This window comes from Anaeromyxobacter sp. SG66 (assembly GCF_022690805.1).
In the GTDB taxonomy this organism is placed as follows: domain Bacteria; phylum Myxococcota; class Myxococcia; order Myxococcales; family Anaeromyxobacteraceae; genus Anaeromyxobacter; species Anaeromyxobacter soli.
This window is the reverse complement of the sequence record NZ_JALCZC010000073.1, coordinates 1-22013: the sequence shown is the minus strand read 5'-3', so window position 1 is coordinate 22013 and position 22013 is coordinate 1. Positions and strand designations below refer to the sequence as shown.

The window sequence follows — 22013 nt, the reverse complement described above, 5'->3', positions numbered from 1 at the left end:
GATCCACGAGTCGAACGGCCCCGCCCTCGCGGCGGCGGTGCGCGAGGCGGGCGGCGATCCGCTGCTGCTCCCGATCGCCGGCGACGCGCCGGACGCGCTCGCCCGCGCCCTCCGCTCGGCGCGCGGGCTCGACGCGCTCGTCACGACGGGCGGGGTCTCGGTCGGCGCGCGCGACCTCGTCCGCGCCGCGCTCGAGCGCGCCGGGGCCCGGCTCGACTTCTGGAAGGTCGCGATGCGGCCGGGGAAGCCGTTCACCTTCGGGCTGTGGGATCGCACGGCGGTGTTCGGGCTGCCGGGCAACCCGGCGAGCGCGCTCGTGACGTTCGAGCTGTTCGCCCGGCCCGCGCTCCGCGCCCTCGCCGGCCTCCCCGGGAGCGGCCGGACCACCGTCAGGGCCCGCCTCGCCGCCGCGCAGGAGAAGCCGGCCCAGCTCACGGTGTACCTGCGCGCTCGGGTCCGGCGGCGCGCAGGCGGCCTCGTCGTCGAGCCGCTCCGCACCCAGCTCTCCGGCCACCTCACCTCGGTCGCGGGCCACGATGCACTGGTGGTGCTGCCTGCCGGGCGCTCGCGGCTGGCCCGCGGCGCCGAGGTCGAGACCGTGCTCCTACAGGCTCCCCCCGAGCCATGATGGGGGAGCTTCACTCGGTGCGAAGCCGCGAGCGCAGGGCGCGCGGAGCGTCGCGAAGCGCCTCGCCCCGCGCTCCGCGCGACCGCTGACTGCGCCACGCGCCGGGCTTCGACTTTCTTCCCCGGGTCGCGCGGACGGGGGACAGTTCCTCTCGACGTCATCTCTGGCCACCCCGCGCTCATGGTGGTATTGCTCTCGGTGCGGAACGCGCAAAGTTGCCTTGCGGATTCCGCAACTCACCTCGGGGGGCAGCTCGCAGGAGTCGCAATCAGATGCCAGGTCTCGCAGACAAGTTCGCAGTGAACCTCAAGAGCGAGCGGCTCCGCCGCAAGCTCTCCCAGGAAGCCCTCGCCGCCAAGGCGGGCCTCTCGGTCTCGTACATCTCGATGCTCGAGCGCGGGCAGCGCACGCCGCCGCTCGACACGCTGGAGTCGCTCGCGAAGGCGCTGGCGGTCTCGCCGACGTCCCTCCTCTCCTGAACCTCCGTGCCCCGTTCGCGGCCCCGACCGAGCGCCCGACGTGCGCTCGCCGGGGCCGCGGCGCATGGGGGCGCCGCGACGGCGGCGCCCGCCCTCACCCTGGCGTGCAGGCGTGCATCCCGCCGGGAGATCGCTTATGTTCCTCGCCTCTTACGAACCCTCGGGGCAAGGAGACGGAATGGCTCGCATGGTGATGTGCAAGAAGCTCGGCAAGGAGCTGCCGGGGCTCACCTTCAAGCCCTTCCCGAACGAGCTCGGGCAGCGGATCTACGACTCGATCTCGCAGGACGCCTGGAAGCTCTGGCTCGAGCACTTCAAGATGATCATGAACGAGTACCGGCTCTCGCCCGCCGATCCGCGGACGAGCGAGATCCTGTACCAGCAGGCGGAGCAGTTCTTCTTCAGCGAGGGCGCGCAGCTCCCGCCCGACTACCGCCCGCCCCGCTCGAAGGGCTAGCGCGGATCGTCTCGACGCGTCCGGGCCGTTCCGGCGGCTCGGTCACGGGTGCACCGCGTGCGCTCTCCCGGCGACATCCTGCTCGTCTCCACCTACGAGCTCGGGCACGCGCCGCACGGCGTGGCCCTCCCCAAGGCGTTCCTGGAGCGCGCCGGCTTCGCGCCCGCGGCGCGCGACCACGCGGTCGAGCGCCGCCACCCCCCCCCCCGGCCGCGCGCGCCGGCTGGGCGCCCGCGGCGCTCGCCCTCGGGGTCGAGCGCCTCGACCCCGCCCGCGTGCGGCGCGCGCGGCTCGTGGCGCTGTCGGTCCCGATGCACACCGCGCTCGTGCTCGGCCTCAAGGCCGCGGCGCGGATCCGCGCCCTCGCCCCCGGCGCCGTCCTCTGCTTCCACGGGGTCTACGCGCCCCTCAACGCCGACCTGCTCGTCGCCGCCGGCGCGGCGGCGGTGCTCGGCGGGGAGTCCGACGAGGAGCTCGTCTTGCTCGCGCGCGCGATCGAGCAGGGCGCGCCGCTCGACCGGTTCGTGGAGCGCGGCGGCGCGGCGGCGCTCCGGCGCCGGCTCGACTACCCCGTCCCGAGCCGCGAGGGGCTCCCGCCACCCGAGCGCTACGCGCGGCTCGCAGGGGCCGACGGCGCGCTCCGCCTCGCCGGCTACACGGAGGCGAGCCGCGGCTGCAAGCACCGCTGCCGGCACTGCCCGCTCCCGGCCGTCTACGACGGGCGCTTCTTCGCGGTCCCCGTCGAGGCGGTCGTGGAGGACGTCGCCCGCCAGGTGGCGCAGGGCGTGGAGCACGTCACCTTCGGCGATCCGGACTTCCTGAACGGCCCCGCGCACGCGCTCCGCGTCGCGCGCGCGATCCACGCCCGCTTCCCGGCGCTCACGTTCGACTTCACCGCCAAGGTCGAGCACCTCCTCGGCGCGCCGGCTGCGCTCCGCGAGCTCGCCGGGCACGGGGCGCTGTTCGTGACCTCCGCGGTCGAGTCGTTCTCCGACGAGGTCCTCTCCAGGCTCGCGAAGGGCCACACCCGGGCCGACGCGCTCGCCGCGTTCGAGCTCGCGGCCGCGTCGGGCGTGCCGCTGCGCCCCTCGCTCCTCCCGTTCACCCCCTGGGCGACGCTCGACGACTACCTGGAGCTCCTCGACCTCCTCGAGGCGCGCGGGTGGATGCAGAACCTCGACCCCGTCCAGCTCTCGATCCGGCTGCTCGTCCCGCCGGGCTCGCTGCTCGAGGGCGAGCCGAGCATCCCGTTCGACGGGCTCGACGCCGCGGGGCTCACCTGGCGCTGGCGCCACCCCGACCCGCGCATGGACTCGCTGCAGGCGCGGGTGGCGGCGGAGGTGGCGGCCGGGTCGACCTCGGGCGAGCCTCCCCTCGCGACGGTCGCCCGGGTGAAGGCGCTCGCGCTCGCCTCGGCCGGGCGACCCCATGGCCACGTCCGCGTGCTCGCCCCGGACCAGCGGCGGGTGCCGCGCCTCACCGAGTCCTGGTTCTGTTGAGCTGAGCCCACCGCGGGGCAGTTGGCTCCGCTCGAGTGACCCTCTCACACCGCGGCGCCGCACCCGCGCCGAGCTCCTCGACCGGGAGTCGCGCCTCCCCTGACGCCGTCGCGAGAGCAGGCGGGCTCGAGCCCTGCCGCCTGGGGCCCACCCGCCCGCCTGGGGCGGAGGATCCCGTTCCGGGCGCGTCTCCGTGACGCGCGGCGGCGCGCGCGTGACGCGGCGCGGCGCTCCTGCGGCCCCGTCCGGACCGCGCACGGGGTCGCCATTTCTTGGCATACCGATCAACCCGTGCGTACGACCGGACGCACGACGCGGAGCGCCGGTCGCCCACTTGCCGCGAGGCGGGGCGGACCGGAGGTGCTGGAGTCTCGAGACTCATGGCCGAGCGCAAGGACATCCGCACGTTGCCCGGGCCGTACCGGCGGCTCCACGACATCCTCGCCGTGCACCTCCCCGGCGATCGGATCATCGCCGATCCGCTCCGTTGCCTCGCGTTCGGCACGGACGCGAGCTTCTATCGGCTCATCCCGAAGCTCGTCGTGCAGCTCCGGTCCGCCGACGAGGTCGCCCGCCTCCTCTCCGAGACCGGCGCGCTCGGGCTGCCCGTGACCTTCCGCGCGGCGGGCACGAGCCTCTCGGGCCAGTCCATCTCCGACTCCGTGCTCGCGCTCGTCGCGGGGGGCTTCCGCGGGCTCTCCGTGCTGGACGGGGGCGCGCGCGTCGTCTGCGAGCCCGGCGTCATCGGCGCCGACGTGAACCTCGCGCTCGCGCCGTACGGGCGAAAGCTCGGCCCCGACCCCGCCTCGATCGGCGCGTGCATGGTGGGCGGCATCGCCGCGAACAACTCCTCCGGCATGTGCTGCGGGACGGCCCAGAACACCTACCGCACCGTGGAGAGCATGAAGGTGGTCCTGGCGGATGGGACCGCCCTCGACACCGCCGACCCCGAGTCGCGCGCGCGGCTCGCCCGTGCCCGCCCCGAGCTCGTGCGCGGCCTCGCGGAGATCCGCGACGAGATCCGCGCCGACCCCGCGCTCCGCGCGCGCATCGCCGAGAAGTTCCGCATCAAGAACACGACCGGCTACGCGCTCAACGCGTTCGTGGACTTCGAGGATCCGATCGACATCCTGCTGCACCTCCTCGTCGGCTCGGAGGGGACGCTCGCCTTCATCGCCGAGATCACCTACCGCACAGTCGAGGAGCAGCCGCACAAGGCCAGCGCGCTCGCCTTCTTCCCCGACATCGGCGAGGCCGCCCGCGCCACCCAGCTCCTCGCCGGCGGCCCGGTCGCTGCCGTCGAGCTCATGGATCGCGCGTCCCTGCGCGCCGTGGAGGGGAAGCCGGGGATGCCGCCCGAGCTGCGCGGCCTCGTGGAGGGCGCCGCCGCCCTGCTCATCGAGACGCGCGCCGGCTCCGCCGCCGCGCTCGAGGAGCAGATCGCCGCGTGCCAGCTGCGGATGGCGCCCGTCCCGGCGCTCTACCCGGTGAGGTTCACGCCGGTGAAGGCGGAGTACGAGCGGCTCTGGGACGTGCGGCGCGGCCTCTTCCCCGCGGTCGGCGCGGCGCGGCGCGTCGGCACGACCGTCGTGATCGAGGACGTGGCGTTCCCGATCGCGCGCATGGCGGAGGGCACGCTCGACCTGCGGCGGCTGCTCGGGGAGCACGGCTACGGGGACGCGATCATCTTCGGGCATGCCCTCGACGGGAACCTGCACTTCGTCTTCACGCCCGACTTCGGGGACGTCGAGGAGGTGACGCGCTACGCGCGCTTCATGGACGACGTCTGCCAGATGGTCGCGAGGAAGTACGACGGCTCGCTGAAAGCGGAGCACGGGACGGGCCGCAACATCGCGCCGTACGTCGAGCTCGAGTGGGGCGCGAAGGCGTACGGGCTCATGCGGCGCGTGAAGGCCCTCTTCGACCCCGGGACGCTCCTCAACCCCGGCGTGATCATCAACGGCGACCCGGGCGCCCACCTGAAGGCGCTGAAGCCGCTGCCGCGCGCGCACCCGATCATCGACCGGTGCATCGAGTGCGGGTTCTGCGAGCCGCGCTGCCCGTCGCGCGAGCTCACGACGACGCCGCGGCAGCGCATCGTGGTCCAGCGCGAGATCGCGCGGCTGCGCGTCACCGCCGAGGACCCCGAGCGGCTGCGGCGCCTCGAGGCGGACTACGCCTACATGGGCGAGGAGACCTGCGCGACCGACGGCCTGTGCGCCACCGCCTGCCCCGTCGCGATCGACACCGGCGCGCACACGAAGTGGCTCCGGGCGCAGCGGCACGCCGAGGACGGCGCGGCGGCGACCGCGGCCGCGGAGCACTTCGCGGTGGTGGGCTCGGTCGCGCGCGCGGCCCTCGGCGTCGCGAACGCGGCGCACGCGGTGCTCGGGACCACCGCGATGAGCGCCCTCGCGCGCGGGGCGCGGCGGGCGAGCCTGGGGAGGCTCCCGCTCTGGAGCACCGCGATGCCGCGGCCCGTCCGGCCGCGCCTCGCCCCCACCGCGACCGGCGCCGACCTCCGCGTCGTCTACTTCCCGAGCTGCGTCGCCCGGACCATGGGGCCCGCGCGCGGCGACGAGGCCCCGCCGGTCTACGCCGCGCTCTCCTCGCTCCTCGCCAAGGCCCGCTGCGACGTGGTCTTCCCGGACCGGATGGAGGACCTCTGCTGCGGCATGCCCTTCGAGTCGAAGGGCTTCCCCGCCCAGGCGGAGCGGAAGGGCCGCGAGCTCGAGGCGGCGCTCCTGGCCGCGAGCGAGGGCGGCGAGCTCCCGATCCTCTTCGACACGAGCCCCTGCGCCTACCGGATGAAGCACCTCGTCGCCGGATCGCTCGCCATCTTCGACCCGGTCGAGTTCATCGATCGCTTCCTCCTCCCCCGCCTCTCGCTCGCGCGCGAGCCCGGGCCCGTCGCGCTCCACGTCACGTGCAGCGCGGTCAAGGCGGGGCTCTCGGAGACCTACCGCCGCGTCGCCGCCGCGTGCGCGGAGCGGGTTGTGGTCCCCGCCGGCGTGGGGTGCTGCGGGTTCGCGGGAGATCGCGGCTTCACGCATCCGGAGCTGAACGCGTCCGCGCTCGCGGCGCTGCCCGCCGCGCTGCCCCCGGAGTGCCGGGCCGGGTACTCGTCCTCGCGCACCTGCGAGATCGGCCTCTCCGCGCACGCCGGCGTCCCCTACCGGTCGCTCGCCGTGCTCGTCGACCGCTGCGCGTCCACGCCGTCCGCGGCCCGACTCCCGGAGGCGCGCGGGCGCCTCGGCACCGCCGCCGCGCCGTCGGAGGAGACGCCCTCGTGACCCCGTCCTCCACCACGCCGCCCGGCGGCCTCGCGGCGGCCACCTCGATCGTCCCGGAGCTGCAAGCAGCCCTCGTCTGCACCCACCAGGCAGTCATCGCGCGGGAGGGAACCGCATGTACCACCAGAACTACAATCCGCTGGGGAACGCCTTCCTCTCCACGCTCGTGGCGGCGATCCCCATCCTGACCCTGCTGTACTTCATCGCGCTCCACCCGCACCGCGACGAGCTCGGGCGGCGCCACCTCGGCATCGCGGCGCCGTACGCCGCGCTCTACGGCGTCATCGCGGCCTTCCTCGTCTCGTGCCTCCCGTTCGGCATGCCGGTGACCTCGGCCGTCTCCGCGTTCGCGTACGGGTCGCTCTCGGGCTTCCTGGGGATCATCTGGATCGTGCTCGCGGCGATGTTCCTCTACACGATGACGGTGATCACCGGGAAGTTCGAGATCGTGAAGGAGTCGATCATCCACATCTCGTTCGACCGCCGCCTCCAGGTGCTCCTCATCGCCTTCTCCTTCGGCGCGATCATCGAGGGCACCTCCGGCTTCGGCACCCCGGTCGCGATCGCGGGCGCCGTCATGGTCGGCCTCGGCTTCTCCCCCTTCCAGTCCGCGGTGCTGAACCTCCTCGCGAACACCGCCCCCGTGGCGTGGGGCGCGATCGGCACGCCGATCGTCACGCTCGCGGCGGTGAGCGGCCTCGATCAGGTGACGCTCTCGGCGATGGCCGGCCACCAGCTCCCCTTCGCGTCGCTGCTCGTCCCGTTCTGGCTCGTCGTCACCTTCGTCAAGATGGAGGGCGGCACGTGGAAGGAGGCCTTCGAGGTCTGGCCGGCGACGCTCGTCTCCGGCGCCTCGTTCGCGATCATGCAGTACTTCGCCTCCGGCACGAACTCCTTCCACCTCATGACCGACGTCGTCTCCGGCGTCTTCTCCGTCGTCTGCACCGCGCTCTTCCTGCGCTTCGTGTGGCACCCGAAGACGCGCTTCCTCCTGCGCTCCGAGCGCGAGGCGCGCGCCCGCGCCGCCGCGGCGAGCGTCGGGGCGGCCGGCCGCGACACGACCGACCACTCGTGGGAGTACCCCTACACGGTCCGTCAGACCGTCTACGCGTGGCTGCCGTGGGCGATCCTCATCGCCGCGTGCGCGCTCTGGGGCATGCCGTCGTTCAAGGCGTTCCTCAACAACCTCCTCGCCGACGCGAAGTTCTCGACGACGCTCCTCGGGTCCAAGTTCAGCGGCACGCTCTCGCTCCCGGGCTGGGACATGCCCGCGCTCCACAACCTCGTGCAGCGCATGCCCCCCGTCGCCCTGCCGAACGCCAAGCCCGAGGCCGCGCGGTTCACCATCAACTGGCTCTCGGCCGCGGGCACCGGCGTGTTCGTCGCCGCCATCCTCTCCGGCCTCGCGCTCCGCATGACCGCGGCCCAGTGGAAGGACGCCACGAGCCGGACCCTCCACCGCATGAAGATCCCGGTCCTCGTCATCGGGCAGGTGCTCGGGCTCGGCTACCTCACGCGCTACTCGGGCACCGACGCGGTCCTCGGGCTCGCGTTCACGAAGGCGGGCTTCATGTACCCGTTCTTCGCCGCCTACCTCGGCTGGCTCGGCGTCTTCCTGACCGGCTCGGACACCGCCTCGAACGCGCTCTTCGGGAGCCTCCAGCGCATCACCGCCCAGCAGCTGAAGCTGAACGAGATCCTCATCGTGGCGACGAACTCGACGGGCGGCGTGATGGGCAAGATGATCGACGCGCAGTCGATCATGGTCGCGTGCGCCGCCTGCTACGAGAGCCCGAAGGAGCGGACGCACGCGCTCGGCCCGATCTTCCGCACCGTCTGGTGGCACTCGATCGCGCTCGCCGCGTTCATCGGGATCATCGCGATGCTGCAGGCCTACGTCTTCCCCGGGGTCATCCCGGTGCCGCCGCCGAAGTGACCCCCCACCGCCGAGGGGCGGCGCTCGCCGCCCCTCCGCCCGAGGCCACGTGAAGGTCGCCCTCTTCATCCCCTGCTACGTCGACCAGCTCTACCCGCAGGTCGGGCTCGCCACCGTGCGCGTGCTCGAGAAGCTCGGGGTGGACGTCGTCTACCCCGAGGAGCAGACCTGCTGCGGCCAGCCCATGGCGAACGCCGGCTTCGCCGCCGACGCGGCGCCGCTCGCGCGCCGCTTCCTCGAGGTGTTCGGCGGGTTCGAGCACGTCGTCTGCCCGTCCGGGAGCTGCGCGTCGATGGTGCGAAACCACTACGACGCGCTCGTCCCCGGCGCGCCCGGGCTCGAGGCCGTGAAGCGCGCGACCTACGAGCTCTGCGAGTTCATCACCGACGTGCTCGGGCTCGGGCGCATCGCCGGCCGGTACCCGCGCAAGGTCGGGCTGCACCAGAGCTGCCACGGCCTGCGTGAGCTCCGGCTCGGCAGCGCCAGCGAGCTGATGGAGGCGCGCTACAGCAAGGTCGCGAGCCTCCTCTCCTCGCTCGAGGGCATCGAGCTCGTGCCGCTCACGCGCGCCGACGAGTGCTGCGGGTTCGGGGGCACGTTCGCCGTCGTCGAGGAGGCGGTCTCCTGCATGATGGGGCGCGACCGGATCGCCGACCACGTGAGGGCGGGCGCCGAGATCGTCACCGGCACCGACGTGTCCTGCCTGATGCACATGGATGGCCTCGCGCGGCGGGCGAAGGCGCCCCTCGCGTTCCGGCACGTCGCCGAGGTCCTCGCGGAGGCCATGCCATGAGCGACTCGCTCCCGGTGCTCCGGTCGGGCGGGGCCGACCACGCGCAGCGCGCGGCCGCCTTCCTGCGGGACGAACCCCACGTCCACTGGCACGACCAGGCGGTCTGGTTCGTGCGGGCGAAGCGCGACCGCGCCGCGTCGGCCGTGCCCGAGTGGGAGCGGCTCCGCGAGGTGGCCTCGCGCATCAAGGCGCACACCCAGTCGAGGCTCGCCGACTACCTCGAGGAGTTCGAGCGGAACGCCACGGCGGCGGGCGCGGTCGTCCACTGGGCGCGCGACGCCGACGAGCACAACGCGATCGTCCACCGCCTCCTCGCCGAGCGCGGCGTGACCCGCCTCGTGAAGTCGAAGTCGATGCTCACCGAGGAGTGCCACCTGAACCCGTACCTCGAGGCCCGCGGGATCGAGGTGACGGACACGGATCTCGGCGAGCGCATCGTGCAGCTCGCGAAGGAGCCGCCGTCGCACATCGTGATGCCGGCGATCCACAAGAAGAAGGAGGAGATCGGGGAGCTGTTCCACGAGAAGATCGGCACGCCCGCGGGGCTCGCCGACCCGACCCGCCTCACCGAGGCCGCCCGCGGCCACCTGCGCCAGCGGTTCATGGCGGCGCAGGCGGGGCTCACCGGCGTGAACTTCGCGGTGGCCGAGACGGGCGGGATCGTCGTCTGCACGAACGAGGGCAACGCCGACATGGGCACCTCGCTCCCGCCCCTCCACATCGCGTGCATGGGCGTGGAGAAGGTCATCCCGCGGCTCGAGGACCTGGCCGTGTTCCTGCGGCTCCTCGCGCGGTCCGCGACCGGTCAGCCCTGCACCACCTACACCACCCATTTCCTCGGCCCGATGCGCGGCGGCGAGCTGCACGTCGTGGTCGTCGACAACGGGCGGAGCGCGCTCCTCGCCAGGGAGCAGTACCGCCGCGCGCTCCACTGCATCCGCTGCGCCGCGTGCATGAACACCTGCCCCGTGTACCGGCGGAGCGGTGGCTACAGCTACACGTACACGATCCCCGGGCCCATCGGGATCGTCCTCGCGAGCGCGCGCGGCGGCGACGCCCATGCGTCGCTCCCCTTCGCCTCCAGCCTCTGCGGCTCGTGCGACGACGTGTGCCCGGTGAAGATCCCGCTCCACGAGCAGATCCTCGGGAGCCGCCGCGATCTCGCCGAGCGCGGCGCACAGCCCGCCTCGAAGCGGCTCGGCATGCGGCTCGCCGCGTTCGTGCTGCGCACGAAGCTGGCCTACCTCGTCGCCGGCGCGGTGGCGCGCTTCCTCGGGCGACACCTGCCGCGCGGCGTCCTCTACGCCCGCTGGAACGTCTGGGGACGACAGCGCGAGCTGCCGCCGATGCCGGCGCAGAGCTTCCGGGAGCTCTACCGGAAGGAGCGGAGGCCGCGTGTCTAGCCGGGAAGAGATCCTGCAGAGGCTGCGCGCGGCGGCGCCGCCGCCGGCGGAGCGCGCGGAGACGGGGGGCCTCGCCGCCCCCTTCGCCGACCGGCGCGCGCAGTTCGAGGCCGCGGTCGTCGCCGTCGCCGGCGCCGCGGTGCGGGTCGCGACCGGCGCGGCGCTCGCCGCGGAGGTGGCGGCGCTCGCGGAGCGGCTCGGCGCGAAGCGCGTCGCCTCGGCAGTGACGGACGCCGGTCCGGGGAACGTGGCGCTCGACGCGCTCGGCGATCCCCACGAGCTCGAGGGCATCGACCTGGCGGTGCTGCCGGGCGTCTTCGGGGTGGCCGAGAACGGCGCGGTGTGGGTGTCCGGCGCGTCGCTCCACGACCGCGCCGTGTTCGTGGTGACGCAGCACCTCGCGCTCGTCGTCCCCGCGGCGGAGATCGTGAACGACATGCACGAGGCCTGCGCGCGGGTGGCGGCGCTGCCGCGCGGCTACGGCCTCTTCATCGCCGGCCCGTCGAAGACCGCCGACATCGAGCAGGCGCTCGTCATCGGCGCGCACGGCGCCCGCTCCTGCACCGTGTTCGTCGTCGGCTGAGGCGGGGTAGTCGTCGTCGGCCGGTGGTCGTCGTCAGTCGATGAGGCCCCGCGCCCGCGCGAGCCGCGCGAGCCGCTCCTTCAGCCGCTCGAACTTCTTCCGGAGCGTCGCGACGCTCCTCGGGTCGGCGTCTCCCAGCTGCACGAGCGACACCTCCTCCCACGGGAGCTGCTGATCCACCCGCAGCACGAGGAGCGACTGCTCCTCGGGGGAGAGCGCCTCGCGGAGCGCCTCGAGCGAGCGGAGCTGTCCCTCGAGGCGGGGCTCCGTCGTGTGGAGCTCGGCGGCGAGCGCCGAGGCCTCCCCCGTCTCGAGCCGCCGGCCGTGCCGCCGGTAGCTGTCGTTCCGGACGCGGAGGGCGGCGTGCCAGGCCACCCGGTAACACCAGCTTCGCAGGGGGGCCTCGAAGCGAAACTCCGGGAGCCCGCGCCAGAGGTCCTCGGCGAACACCGAGAACGCGTCGCGCGCGTCGTCCTCGTCCCGGATGATCGAGCGGAGATAGCGCAGGACGTGCGGCCCCAGCTCGCGCAGGACCTCGGTGGCGGCCCCCCGCACGTCGTCCGCGGCGAGCAGTTCCCGCGTCCTCTGCTCCAGCCGTCCCCCGGGTCCCACGCACCGTCGAGGATATGATGGCTGCCGTGCAGAGGAATCCGTGATGTCCCCGGCGCCCCGTCGGGGCGCACGGACCGCCGGGCGCTCAGACGGTCGGCAGGGGCGCGCGGATGTCGAGCTCCAGCCGGCGATGCCCCTCGCGCAGCGCCGCCTCCACCGCGGCCGGCGACTCGGCCTTGGCGAAGAGGAAGCCCAGGTACGCCTCGCCCTCGGGCAACGGCACCACCTCGCGCCCCACCTCGGCCGTCACGACGAGGTCGACGACGTCCGGCACCGCCCTCGCCGCCTCCAGGCCGCGCACGGCGTGGAGGATCCCGCGCCGGGGGATGGGGATCATCATCACGCCCGAGGCGCGCTGCTCGCGCCGGATCGACTGGAGCGGCAGCCCCACCGCGTGGGCGACGAGGACCTCCTCGAGCGTCAGCCCGGCCCCGAAGCGGAGCGTGCGCGAGCAGAGCCCGCCGATCGAGCGCGCCGCGATCTCGAGGACCACCGGGCCGGCCGGGGAGAGCCGCAGCTCCGCGTGCACCGGGCCCTCGCGGAGCCCGAGCGCCCGCGCTCCGTCCGCGACGACCCGCTCCACCTCGCGCTGGAGCGCGGCCGGGTGACGCGACGGCGTGACGTACAGGGTCTCCTCGAAGTACGGGCCGTCGAGCGGATCCGGCTTGTCGAAGAGCGCGAGCACCTCGAGCGTCCCGCCGCGCAGGAGCCCCTCGAGCGCGACCTCCGCGCCGGGGACGAACGCCTCCACGAGCACCTCGTGCGCCTCGTCCTCGCCGCGCGGGCGCCGCTCCGCCTTCGTGTCGCGCAGGAGCCGTGCGATCCGCCGCCAGGCCGCCACGAACCCGGCCGCATCGTCGGCGCGGATGACCCCGCGACTCGCCGAGAAGATGAGCGGCTTCAGGACGCACGGGTACGGGCTCGACCGCGCCGCCGCCTCCGGATCACCGTCGAGGTCGTGCAGGGCGAACTCCGGCACGGGTACGCCCGCCGCCCTGAGCGCCGCTCGCATCGCGTGCTTGTTCGCCGCCCGCCGCGCGGCCTCCGGCGGGTTGTGGGGCAGCCCGAGCCGCTCCGCCGCCAGCGCGGCGATGACGGCGGTGGGATCGCTCGCCGGCACGATCCCGCGGATCGGCCGCCGCGCCGCCGCCTCGACGATCTGCTCGGCCGCCCGCTCCGGCCGGCGGTAATCGAGCGGGATGAGATCCGGCTGGGCGCCGAAGGCGTCCTCGATCCGGTGGCACAGATCGCTTCCGACGACGAGCGGCACGCCCAGCCGGCGCGCGGCGGCCTGGAAGTCGTCGAGCCGGTAGCTCGTGGTGGGCACCAGGAGGAGGAGCTCGCCCGCGGGGGTCTTCATCGCGCGGAGTTATGCGACGGAGCGGGGCGGCGGGCAACCGGGAGAGGTGGTCCGGGTCGAGGTCGAGGTCGAGGTGCGAGTTTGCCCTCGGCCCTCGCTGCCGCCGTTCGGCTCGCCCTCAGCGCCTCCCCGCCGCCTCCCTCAGCTCCGCCCACACCCGCTCGACGTCGGCGCGCTCCGTGCCGGTCGCGCCGATCGACACGCGGATCATCTGCTTTCCCTTGAGCACGCTCGGCGTCACGTACGCGCGGCCACCGTCGTTCACCCGCCGCGCGATCCCCAGGTTGTGCTCGGCGAGCGCCCGCTCGTCCAGGGCGCCTCCGGGGACGTGGCGCAGGCACAGGGTCTGGAGCGGCACGGGCGCGAGCCGCTCCCAGCCGGTCGTGGCGTCCACCTGCTCCTTCAGCCACTGCGCGTTCGCGAGGTCGCGGCGGATGCGGGCCTGCATCGCGATGACGCCCTCGTCCACGAGGTGGAACCAGCCCTTGAGCGCGCGGAACCGGCGGCCGAGCGGGATGCCCCAGTCGCGGAAGTTGTTCACCACCGCGTCGTGCGCGGTCCGGAGGTACGACGGGTTCGTGCTCATGACGCGCACGAGGTGCTGCGGGTCGCGCACGAAGTAGGCGCTGAAGTCGAAGCCGATCCCCATCCACTTGTGCGGGTTGAACACGATCGAGTCCGCGCGCTCCACGCCCGCCCACATCCAGCGGCACTCCGGCAGCACCATCGCCGTGCCCGCGAGCGCGGCGTCCACGTGCAGCCACATCCCGTGGCGCTCGGCGAGCTCGGCCATGCCGGCCACCGGGTCGAGCGCGGTCGTGGACGTCGTGCCGGTCGCGGCCACGAGGGCGCACGGCCTGTTCCCCCTCGCGAGGTCCTCCGCGACGGCGCGCTCGAGGAGATCGAGCCGGAGCGCGTGCGCGTCGTCCGTCCCGACGAGCCGCAGGTGCGCCTTGCCGAAGCCGGCGAGCAGCGCCGCCTTCTCGATCGAGCTGTGCGCCTGGTCCGAGGCGTAGACGACGAGCGGCGCCGCTCCGGCCTGGAGGCCCGCCCCGTTCTGCGAGAAGCCGCTCGCCCGCTCCCGGGCGCAGAGGAGCGCCGTGAGCGTGGAGGTGGAGGCGGTGTCCTGCACGACGCCGACGAGCTCGGGCGGGAGCCCGATCATCCGGCGGATCCAGCCCATCACGACCTCCTCCACCTCGGTCGCCGCGGGAGAGGTCTGCCAGCTCATCCCCTGCGCGCCGAGGCCGGCCGCGACGAGATCGCCGAGGACGGAGGCGAGGCTCGTGTTCGAGGGGAAGTAGGCGAAGAAGGCGGGGTGATTCCAGTGAGTGATGCCGGGGAGGATGGCGTCGTCGAGCGCGGCGATCGCCTCGGCCAGCCGGCCACCTTCCGCGGGCGGCTCCGCCGGGAAGCGCGCGCGGATGGCGCCGGGCGCGACGGGGCTCATGACGGGCAGGGACGGCAGCCGTTCGCGGTAGTCGGCGACCCAGTCGACGAGCGCGTGGCCGAGCTTGCGGAACTCTTCGGGGGTCATGACCCCGAGTCTGCCCGATCGCGGGCGCCTCCGCGACGGCCGGGGGCGCTCCTCGGACGCGCAGTTTCCTTGACGCGAGCCCGCGGGCGGGGGCAGGTACGGGCGCGGAGGGACTGAAGCGTGGACGTCCTCGTCATCGGCGGCAACCGGTTCGTCGGCTGGCTCCTCGGCTTCCGCCTCCTCGCGGCGGGCCATCAGGTCACCCTCCTCAACCGCGGCCGCCTGGCGGATCCGTTCGGCGGGCGCGTGGACCGGATCGTCGCGGACCGCACCTCGCGCGATCTCGGCCGCCTCCTCCAGGGCCGCCGCTTCGACGCGGTCGTGGATCTCGCCGCGTTCACCGGCGAGGACGGCCGGCGCGCTACGGAGCTGTTCCGCGACTGCGGCCACTACGTCATGGTCTCGACGGGCCAGGTCTACCTCGTGCGCGAGGGGGCGCCCGCGCCCGCGCGCGAGGAGGACTACGACGGGCCGGTGATGGCGCGCCCGGCGGACCCGGCCGACCTCGCCGACTGGGACTACGGCCTCGGCAAGCGCGCCTGCGAGGACGCGCTCGTCGCGGCGAGCGCGTTCCCCGCGACGCGCGTGCGCATCCCGATGGTGAACGGCGAGCGCGACTACCACCGCCGGATGGAGTCGTACCTGTGGCGGCTCGTGGACGGCGGCCCGGTCATCCTGCCCGACGGCGGCGAGCACCGCGTCCGCCACGTCTACGGCGGCGAGGTGGCGCGCTTCCTCGTGGAGCTCCTCGGCCGCAAGGAGACCTTCGGGAAGGCCTACAACGTGGCGCAGCAGGAGACGCCCACGCTCGCCGAGCTCATGGCGCTCCTCCGCCACCACCTCGGCAGCGCCGCGGACGTGGTCGCGATCCCGTCGGAGCGAATCCGGGCCGCCGGCCTCGACCCGCTGCGGGTCTCGCCCTTCAGCGGCCGCTGGATGTCGTTCGTCGACCCGAGCCGCGCCTGGAACGAGCTCGGCTTCCGCCACGAGCCGCTCGAGATCTACCTCGGGAAGATCGTGGCGAGCTTCCTCTCCCACCCGCCGTCGGACAGGCCCGAGGGCTACTCGCGGCGCGACGTGGAGAGAGCGCTGGCCGCGCCCGGCGTCGGCCCCACCGCCTGACGCGCTCGAGTCCGCCCCTCGCGGGAGGGTCGGGCGGCGTCAGCCGGCCTGGCCCGCGGAGCGCTCGCCGGCCTGCGCGCGCGTCACGGCGCGGTGCCGCAGGATTCCCAGGCCGCCCGTCGCGACCTGACGCGCGCCGCCGCCCGCGCGCGCGACGGAGCGCGCCAGGCCGGGCCGCTCGGCCGCGACACGCCGGTAGAGCCGCTCGTGCTCGGCCACCATCCGCTCCACGGACAGCGCCTCCTCCACGAACCGCCGCCCCGCCTCGCCGAACGCGCTGGCACGGGCGGGCTCCGCGAGCACCTGCAGCATCGACGCCGCGAGCGCCGCGGGCGCACCCACCGGCACCACGAGCCCGCGCTCGCCGTGCCGGACGAGCTCCGCGTTCCCGCCGGCGTCGGTGACCACCATCGGCAGCCCCGCCGCCATCCCCTCGATCACCGCGTTCGAGAGCCCCTCCTGCGCGGACGACAGGACGCCGAGGGTCGCGCGGGCGAGCACGGCCGGGACGTCGGGGCGCCGGCCGAGGAAGAAGGCGTGACCGTCGAGCCCGAGCCGCGACGCGAGCGTCATGAGCCCGTCCACGCGGTCGCCCTCGCCCACGAGGAACGCGGCCAGGTCCGGGCGCTCGCGGCGCGCGATGGCGAGCGCCTCGAGGAAGTCCTCCTGCCGCTTCACCTCGTGGCGCATGTTCGCGACGATCACGGCGACCGGGCGGCCGCGCACGTCCGGCAAGGGCAGCGCGAGCCGCGCGGCGCGCGCCGCGTCGAACGCGTCGAGGTCGATCCCGTTCCGGACGAGCGAGACGCGGTCGGGCGGCACGCGCTCGTCGCCGATCACGAGGTCGAAGATCGCGCCGCAGTTCACGATCACCGCGTCGGCCGCGTGCGACAGCCCCGCGAGGACCGCGCGCTGCGCGGGGCTCTGGAGGTGGCCCAGGTCGAGCCGGCCGACGATCACGCCCGCGCCGGCGAGCCGCGCCGCGGGCACCGCGACGAACGCCGAGTAGAAGTCGTGGGCGTGGACGACCTGCACCCCGTCGCGCCGGAACGCCCGCGCGAGCTCTCCGACCGCCCGGAGGGCCCTGCGGCTCGCGAGCGAGCCGCCGAGCGGATGCCCCTCCGGCGTGAGGCCGAGCCCCTGCACTCGCGGGAGGAGCGGTCCGCGGAGCTCGAGGGCGTGCACCGAGAGGCGATGCCTCTTCATGAGGCCCCGCACCAGCTCGAGCAGCTGCACCTCGCCGCCGCCGATGTCGAACGAGTTGATGATCTCAGCGATTCGCAACGGCGGTCCCCCTCACGGATGAATTCTCGGCACGCGATCCACGGCCTGCCCTTCCCGAAGATGGTCCTTCCTTTCGCGGCGTCAGCAGCCGAGCGTTCATGTCGGCAGACACATGCTCCGTGGAGAAGTCTACGCATCCCTGGAGGGGGAGGCCCCGTCGAGCGCGACCGCAGCGCCGCGGCCGGCGCCGCGCGTCGCGATCCTGACGAGCCTTTACCCTCCGTCCGTCGGCGGCATCCAGAGCCACACCTTCTCCCTCGCGCGGGCGCTCGCCGCGAGGGGCGCCGAGGTCCACGTCGTCACGCGGCGCTCGCCCGGTTGCCCGGCGCACGCCGTGGAGGGCCGCCTGCACGTCCACCGCGTCGGGGCGCCTCCGGGAGCGCCGGGGCCGCTCGCGACCCTGGCCTACGTGGTCGCCGCGGCGCGCCGCGTCGCCTCGCTGCGGCCGCGCGTCGACGTCGTCCACGCGCACCAGCTCCTCTCGCCCTCCTCCGCCGCGCTCCTCCTCGCGGCGCTCACCGGTACGCCCATCCTCCTGAACCCCCACGCGTGCGGGGCCATCGGCGACGTGGGCGTCCTCTCCGCGACCGCGCTCGGCCGGCTGCGGCTCCGCGCGACCGTCGCGCGCGCCGACGCCTTCGTGGCGATCAGCGGCCCGATCCACGCGGAGCTCCGCGCGGCCGGCGTGCCGCCCGAGCGCATCCTCTCGATCCCGAACGGCGTGGACCTCGAGCGCTTCCGGCCCGCCGCGGCGGAGGAGCGCGCCGCGCTGCGCCGCGCGCTCGGGCTCCCCGCTGGACCGCTCGTCGTGTACGCCGGCCGGCTCTCCCCGGAGAAGGGCGTGGACGTGCTCGCCCGGGCCTGGCCGCGGGTCGTCGCGCGGCTGCCCGAGGCGCGGCTCTGGATGCTGGGCGACGGCGCCGAGCGCGCGCGCCTCGAGGAGCTCGCGCGGCGCGAGGGGGTGGAGACCTCGCTCGCGCTCCCGGGCCCTGTCGCCGACGTCGCGCCTTTCCTCCGCGCCGCCGACGCGGCGGTGCTGCCCTCGCGCACGGAGGGGATGCCGGTCGCGCTCCTCGAGGCGATGGCGTGCGCCGTTCCGGTCGTGGCCACCGCGGTGGGCGGGTCCGCGGAGGTGCTGCGCGACGGGGTGACCGGGCGGCTCGTGCCGCCGGAGCGTCCCGGCGCGCTCGCGGACGCGCTCGTGGAGGCGCTCCGCGATCCGGCGGCGCAGGAGCGCGCGCGCGCCGCCCGCGAGGAGGTCGCCGCCCGCTACGGGCTCGACCACGTCGCGGAGGTCTTCCTGGAGGTCTACTCGCGGCTCCGCCGGGATCCGGCCGCCGCCGGGGGATGAGAGAGCGGATGCCCCACACCGAGCCGAAGCCGCGGCGCCGCGGGCGCGTCGCGTACCTGATGTCCTGGTTCCCGGCGCCGACCGAGACCTTCATCCTGCACGAGATGCTCGAGCTCCGCCGCCGGGGGCTCGAGATCGACGTCTACCCGCTCCTCGGCGCCGCGCCCGGGCCCATGCACCCCGGCGCGGACGAGATGCTCGCGCACACGCGCTACCACCGCGGCCTCTCGCGTGAGGTCGCGGCGGCGCAGCTCCACTGGCTGCGCCGGAAGCCCCGCGCCTACCTGCGCGCCTGGGCGCGCGCGATCCGCGGCAACCTGCGCTCGCCGGGCTTCCTCGCCCGCGCCCTCGTGGTCGTGCCGCGCGCGGCGTTCATCGCGCGGGAGGTCGAGGCGGGCGGCCACGCGCACGTGCACGCCCACTGGGCGACGCACCCCGCGCTCGCGGCGCTCGTCGTGAAGGAGCTCACCGGGACGGGCTACAGCTTCACCGCCCACGCGCACGACCTCTACCTCGACCGCGCGATGCTGGAGGAGAAGGTCCGGGAGGCGCGCTTCGTCGTCACGATCTCCGAGTACAACCGCGCGCTCCTGCGCGAGCTGTACGGCGAGGAGGCCGCCGCCAAGACCTCCGTCGTGCGCTGCGGCGTCGATCCCGCCCGCTTCCAGCCGCGCGCGCAGCCCGCGCGCCGGGGGCCGGCCGTCATCGCCTGCGTCGCGGGCCTGCGCGACTACAAGGGCCACCGGCACCTCGTGGACGCGTGCGCGCTCCTCCGCGAGCGCCGCGGCGCCTTCCGCTGCGTCCTCGTCGGCGACGGGCCCGAGCGCGCCGCCCTCGAGAGGCAGATCGCGGCGCTGAAGCTCGGGGAGGTCGAGCTCCTCGGCGGGCAGCCGCAGGACCAGGTGCGCGCGCTCCTCGCCTCGGCGGACGTGCTCGTGCACCCGAGCGTCGTCACCGCGGCCGGGATGATGGACGGGATCCCGGTGGCGCTCATGGAGGCGATGGCCGCTGGCTGCCCCGTCGTCTCGACGCGGGTCTCCGGCATCCCCGAGCTCGTCCGCGACGGGAAGACGGGCCTCGTGGTCGAGCCGGGCGACGCCGCGGCGCTCGCGGACGCGATCGAGCGGCTCGTCGGGGACCCGACCCTCGCGCGCAAGCTGGGGCTCGCCGGGCGCCGCGCGGTGCTCCGCGAGTTCACGCTCGCGCGGAACGGCGAGCGGCTCCTCCGCCTGTTCGCGCCGTTCGTCGGGGGCGCCGCGGCGCGGCGGCCGAGGAAGACCGTCCCGCGTTCCGCCGAGCCGCCGGACGAGCCGATCTCCCTCGCCCGTCCCGCCGTCCGGGCGGAAGCGGGCGCACCGCGCACCGTCACGCCCGGCGCCTAGGGCGTGGCGCGCTGCGGCGCGGGGATGCCGCGCGGCGTCGTGGGAAGGGCCGGCACCGGCTCGGCCAGAGCCGCCTTTCCGGCACGCCTGCGCCCGCCAGGGACGAGCCCGCGGGAGCGAGGTCGCTCGACCACGCGTGCGCCTCCACGGCCCGTAACGGGGCTCTATCGCCGCGGGGCAGCCCATCGGAGGATGCCCGCCCGGGAGAACCCGACCATGCCCGCACGCCGCTCGCCGTCGCCGCAGACGCTGATCTTCGAGAAGGGCTACGAGCCGCAGCGCTCCGAGGGCGCCGCGGTGCCGCCGCTCTTCCGCACCTCGACGTTCATCTTCAAGAAGGCGGTCGAGGGCAAGCGAGCCTTCGAGCTCGCCTACGGCCTGCGCCAGCGGGAGCAGGGCGAGAGCCCGGCGCTCATCTACACGCGGGTCAACAACCCCAACAGCGAGATCCTCGAGGACCGGGTCACGGCGTGGGACGGCGCCGAGTCGGCCGCGCTCTTCTCCTCGGGGATGGGAGCCATCTCCTCGACCTGCCTCACGCTGCTCCGCCCCGGAGACACCCTCCTCTTCTCCGACCCGATCTACGGCGGCACGGAGTACCTCTTCCGCAAGCTGCTCCCGGAGTTCGGCATCCGGACCGTGCCGTTCCCGGCCGGCGCGACCGAGGCCGAGCTGGCGGCGGTGGCGGAGTCTCACCCGAGCACCCGGGTCATCTACCTCGAGTCGCCCGCCAACCCGACCATGGAGCTCTGCGACGTGCCCGCGGCGCGGCGCGTGGCGGACCGCTGCTCCACGGGCGGACGGAAGGTGAAGGTGCTCATCGACAACACGTTCCTCGGGCCGATCTTCTCGCAGCCGCTCGGGCTGGGCGCCGACGTGGTGCTCTACTCGGCCACCAAGTTCTTCGGCGGCCACTCGGATCTCGTGGCCGGCCTGGCCATGGGGAGCGCCGACGTCATCAACGCCGTGCGGGCCACGCGGACCATCATGGGATCGATGTCCGATCCGGACACCGCCTGGCTCATCACCCGCTCGCTCGGCACGCTCCAGCTGCGCATGGAGCAGCAGCAGGCCAACACCCGACGGCTGGTGGAGCTGCTGCGGGGCCACGCCCAGGTGAAGCGGGTCTACTACCCGGGCCTCGAGGAGATGGGCGCGCGCCAGGTGGCGCTCTGGAAGCAGCAGTGCAGCGGCGCCGGCAGCGTGGTCAGCTTCGACGTCCACGGCGGCGAGGCCGAGGCCTACCGCGTGCTCGACGCCGTCCGGCACATGCGACTGGCGGTGAGCCTCGGAGGGATCGAGACGCTCATCGAGCATCCCTGGTCGATGACGCACGCCGACATGACGCCGGAGCAGAAGCTCCAGGCCGGCTTCGGCCCCGCCATGATCCGCCTCTCGGTGGGGCTGGAGGATCCGGCCGACCTCGTGGACGACCTCGCGCAAGCGCTCGAGCTGGCCTGAGCGACGCGGAAAAAGCGACGGGCCGTCAGGATGTCCTGACGGCCCGTCTCACTTCAGGGAGTTGGTGGACCCGACCGGGATCGAACCGGTGACCTTCTGAATGCCATTCAGACGCGCTCCCAGCTGCGCCACGGGCCCAAAGGTCTTCTATTTTCGTCGCGGGAACTCGGCCTCGAGCTCCGCGATCTCCTTCTCCTGCCCCGCGAGCTTCTCCTCGAGGAGTCGCACCGCGTCCAGGAACACCGTGAGCTCGCCGGGGACCTCCGCCCGACCCATCCGGACGAGCACCGCGAAGCGCTCGCCGAGCTCCCGAGAGGCCTGGTCCAGCGCTCGACGGGTAGCGGAGCGATCCAGCTTCCGCTTCCCGATCTGCGAGCGGAGGACGACCCGATCTCGCAGCGTCTCGAAGAACCTGACCGGCTGCACCTCTCGCCCCCCGCGGCCCTGGTGACCGCGAGGGAGCGCAGTCATTAGCGCGACGGCGCGGGCGGCGTCAAGGACGTCTTGACGCGTGACGCGCGGAGCCCTCCCGAGGCGGTGCGGGCGCCGGATTCACGCCGTGCCGCGGCAGCGTCACCTCGCGTCCGCGCGGCCCGGCGCGACCCTCCAGAACACGTCGATCCGCGGGCCCCCGGCGAGCGCTGCTCCGCCTCCCCGTGGCACCCCCGTTGCTACCCTGGGAGGCGAGGTGCCCATGCGCTCCCTCATCGCAGTGCTCGTCGCCGGACTGCTCTCCGCGCCCGCCCCCTCGAGGGCAGACGACCCGGCGCCCCCCCGCGCACGCCCTGCCCCGAGCCGCGCCGCCCCGGCGCGCGGCGCGGCCCAGCCCCGCC

Annotated in this window: 17 protein-coding genes, 1 tRNA gene and 1 pseudogene; 13 read left to right on the top strand and 6 right to left on the bottom strand. The window is 74.4% G+C overall.

What is annotated here, in order from left to right:
* The 9 genes and pseudogenes from MNZ39_RS17280 to MNZ39_RS17240 form a co-directional block, all read left to right on the top strand.
* A partial coding sequence (locus MNZ39_RS17280; RefSeq protein ID WP_242340327.1) for a molybdopterin molybdotransferase MoeA occupies window positions 1-628 on the top strand: 628 nt, incomplete at its 5' end.
* 272 nt (window positions 629-900) lie between these two features.
* A complete protein-coding gene (locus MNZ39_RS17275; RefSeq protein ID WP_011985757.1) occupies window positions 901-1107 on the top strand; it encodes a helix-turn-helix domain-containing protein in 207 nt (68 codons plus the stop codon).
* Window positions 1108-1285: 178 nt separating this feature from the next.
* Window positions 1286-1564: an oxidative damage protection protein gene (locus MNZ39_RS17270; protein WP_242340326.1), complete on the top strand. Its 279-nt coding sequence runs from the start codon at window positions 1286-1288 to the stop codon at window positions 1562-1564.
* 57 nt (window positions 1565-1621) lie between these two features.
* Window positions 1622-3063: pseudogene (locus tag MNZ39_RS17265) on the top strand (CUAEP/CCAEP-tail radical SAM (seleno)protein).
* 380 nt (window positions 3064-3443) lie between these two features.
* Window positions 3444-6356: an FAD-binding and (Fe-S)-binding domain-containing protein gene (locus tag MNZ39_RS17260; RefSeq protein WP_242340325.1), complete on the top strand. Its 2913-nt coding sequence runs from the start codon at window positions 3444-3446 to the stop codon at window positions 6354-6356.
* 115 nt (window positions 6357-6471) lie between these two features.
* Window positions 6472-8292, top strand: coding sequence for an L-lactate permease (locus tag MNZ39_RS17255; protein WP_242340324.1), 1821 nt, complete (start codon window positions 6472-6474; stop codon window positions 8290-8292).
* A 49-nt stretch (window positions 8293-8341) separates the two neighbouring features.
* Window positions 8342-9085, top strand: coding sequence for a (Fe-S)-binding protein (locus MNZ39_RS17250; protein WP_242340323.1), 744 nt, complete (start codon window positions 8342-8344; stop codon window positions 9083-9085).
* Entirely contained in the window at window positions 9082-10488 is a 1407-nt protein-coding gene (locus MNZ39_RS17245) for a lactate utilization protein B (RefSeq protein ID WP_242340322.1), read from the top strand. The genes MNZ39_RS17250 and MNZ39_RS17245 overlap by 4 nt, the downstream gene beginning before the upstream one ends.
* The gene (locus tag MNZ39_RS17240; protein WP_242340321.1) at window positions 10481-11071 is read left to right on the top strand and encodes an LUD domain-containing protein; all 591 of its coding nucleotides are present in this window, start codon (window positions 10481-10483) and stop codon (window positions 11069-11071) included. The genes MNZ39_RS17245 and MNZ39_RS17240 overlap by 8 nt, the downstream gene beginning before the upstream one ends.
* Window positions 11072-11104: 33 nt before the next feature.
* On the opposite strand, the gene MNZ39_RS17235 is transcribed toward MNZ39_RS17240, so the two are convergent.
* From MNZ39_RS17235 to MNZ39_RS17225, 3 genes are all read right to left on the bottom strand, one after another.
* Window positions 11105-11683, bottom strand: a complete 579-nt coding sequence (locus MNZ39_RS17235; protein WP_242340320.1) for an RNA polymerase sigma factor — start codon at window positions 11681-11683, stop codon at window positions 11105-11107.
* Between the two features lie 85 nt (window positions 11684-11768).
* Entirely contained in the window at window positions 11769-13043 is a 1275-nt protein-coding gene (locus tag MNZ39_RS17230; RefSeq protein WP_242340319.1) for an ATP-grasp domain-containing protein, read from the bottom strand.
* A gap of 118 nt (window positions 13044-13161) precedes the next feature.
* Complete coding sequence (locus MNZ39_RS17225) at window positions 13162-14580, bottom strand: pyridoxal-dependent decarboxylase (protein ID WP_242340318.1); 1419 nt, start codon at window positions 14578-14580, stop codon at window positions 13162-13164.
* 120 nt (window positions 14581-14700) lie between these two features.
* Here MNZ39_RS17225 and MNZ39_RS17220 point away from each other — a divergent pair, with 120 nt between their 5' ends.
* Window positions 14701-15702 (top strand): NAD-dependent epimerase/dehydratase family protein, encoded by a 1002-nt coding sequence (locus MNZ39_RS17220; protein ID WP_242340317.1) that lies wholly within the window; start codon window positions 14701-14703, stop codon window positions 15700-15702.
* 39 nt (window positions 15703-15741) lie between these two features.
* On the opposite strand, the gene MNZ39_RS17215 is transcribed toward MNZ39_RS17220, so the two are convergent.
* Window positions 15742-16986 carry a glycosyltransferase gene (locus MNZ39_RS17215; RefSeq protein WP_242340316.1) on the bottom strand — a complete coding sequence of 415 codons (1245 nt, stop codon included), beginning with the start codon at window positions 16984-16986 and terminating at the stop codon, window positions 15742-15744.
* Window positions 16987-17098: 112 nt separating this feature from the next.
* Here MNZ39_RS17215 and MNZ39_RS17210 point away from each other — a divergent pair, with 112 nt between their 5' ends.
* The 3 genes from MNZ39_RS17210 to MNZ39_RS17200 all read left to right on the top strand — a co-directional run bounded on the left by MNZ39_RS17210 (window position 17099) and on the right by MNZ39_RS17200 (window position 21180).
* Complete coding sequence (locus MNZ39_RS17210) at window positions 17099-18337, top strand: glycosyltransferase family 4 protein (protein WP_242340315.1); 1239 nt, start codon at window positions 17099-17101, stop codon at window positions 18335-18337.
* Between the two features lie 8 nt (window positions 18338-18345).
* Entirely contained in the window at window positions 18346-19719 is a 1374-nt protein-coding gene (locus MNZ39_RS17205; protein ID WP_242340314.1) for a glycosyltransferase family 4 protein, read from the top strand.
* Window positions 19720-19935: 216 nt separating this feature from the next.
* Window positions 19936-21180: a PLP-dependent aspartate aminotransferase family protein gene (locus MNZ39_RS17200; protein ID WP_242340313.1), complete on the top strand. Its 1245-nt coding sequence runs from the start codon at window positions 19936-19938 to the stop codon at window positions 21178-21180.
* A 62-nt stretch (window positions 21181-21242) separates the two neighbouring features.
* Here the strand turns inward: MNZ39_RS17200 and MNZ39_RS17195 are convergent.
* Together MNZ39_RS17195 and MNZ39_RS17190 are read right to left on the bottom strand one after the other, a co-directional pair.
* Window positions 21243-21318: transfer RNA gene (locus tag MNZ39_RS17195), tRNA-Ala, on the bottom strand.
* A 9-nt stretch (window positions 21319-21327) separates the two neighbouring features.
* On the bottom strand, window positions 21328-21606 hold the full coding sequence (locus MNZ39_RS17190; protein WP_242340312.1) for a hypothetical protein: 279 nt from the start codon (window positions 21604-21606) through the stop codon (window positions 21328-21330).
* Between the last annotated feature and the right edge of the window lie 407 nt (window positions 21607-22013).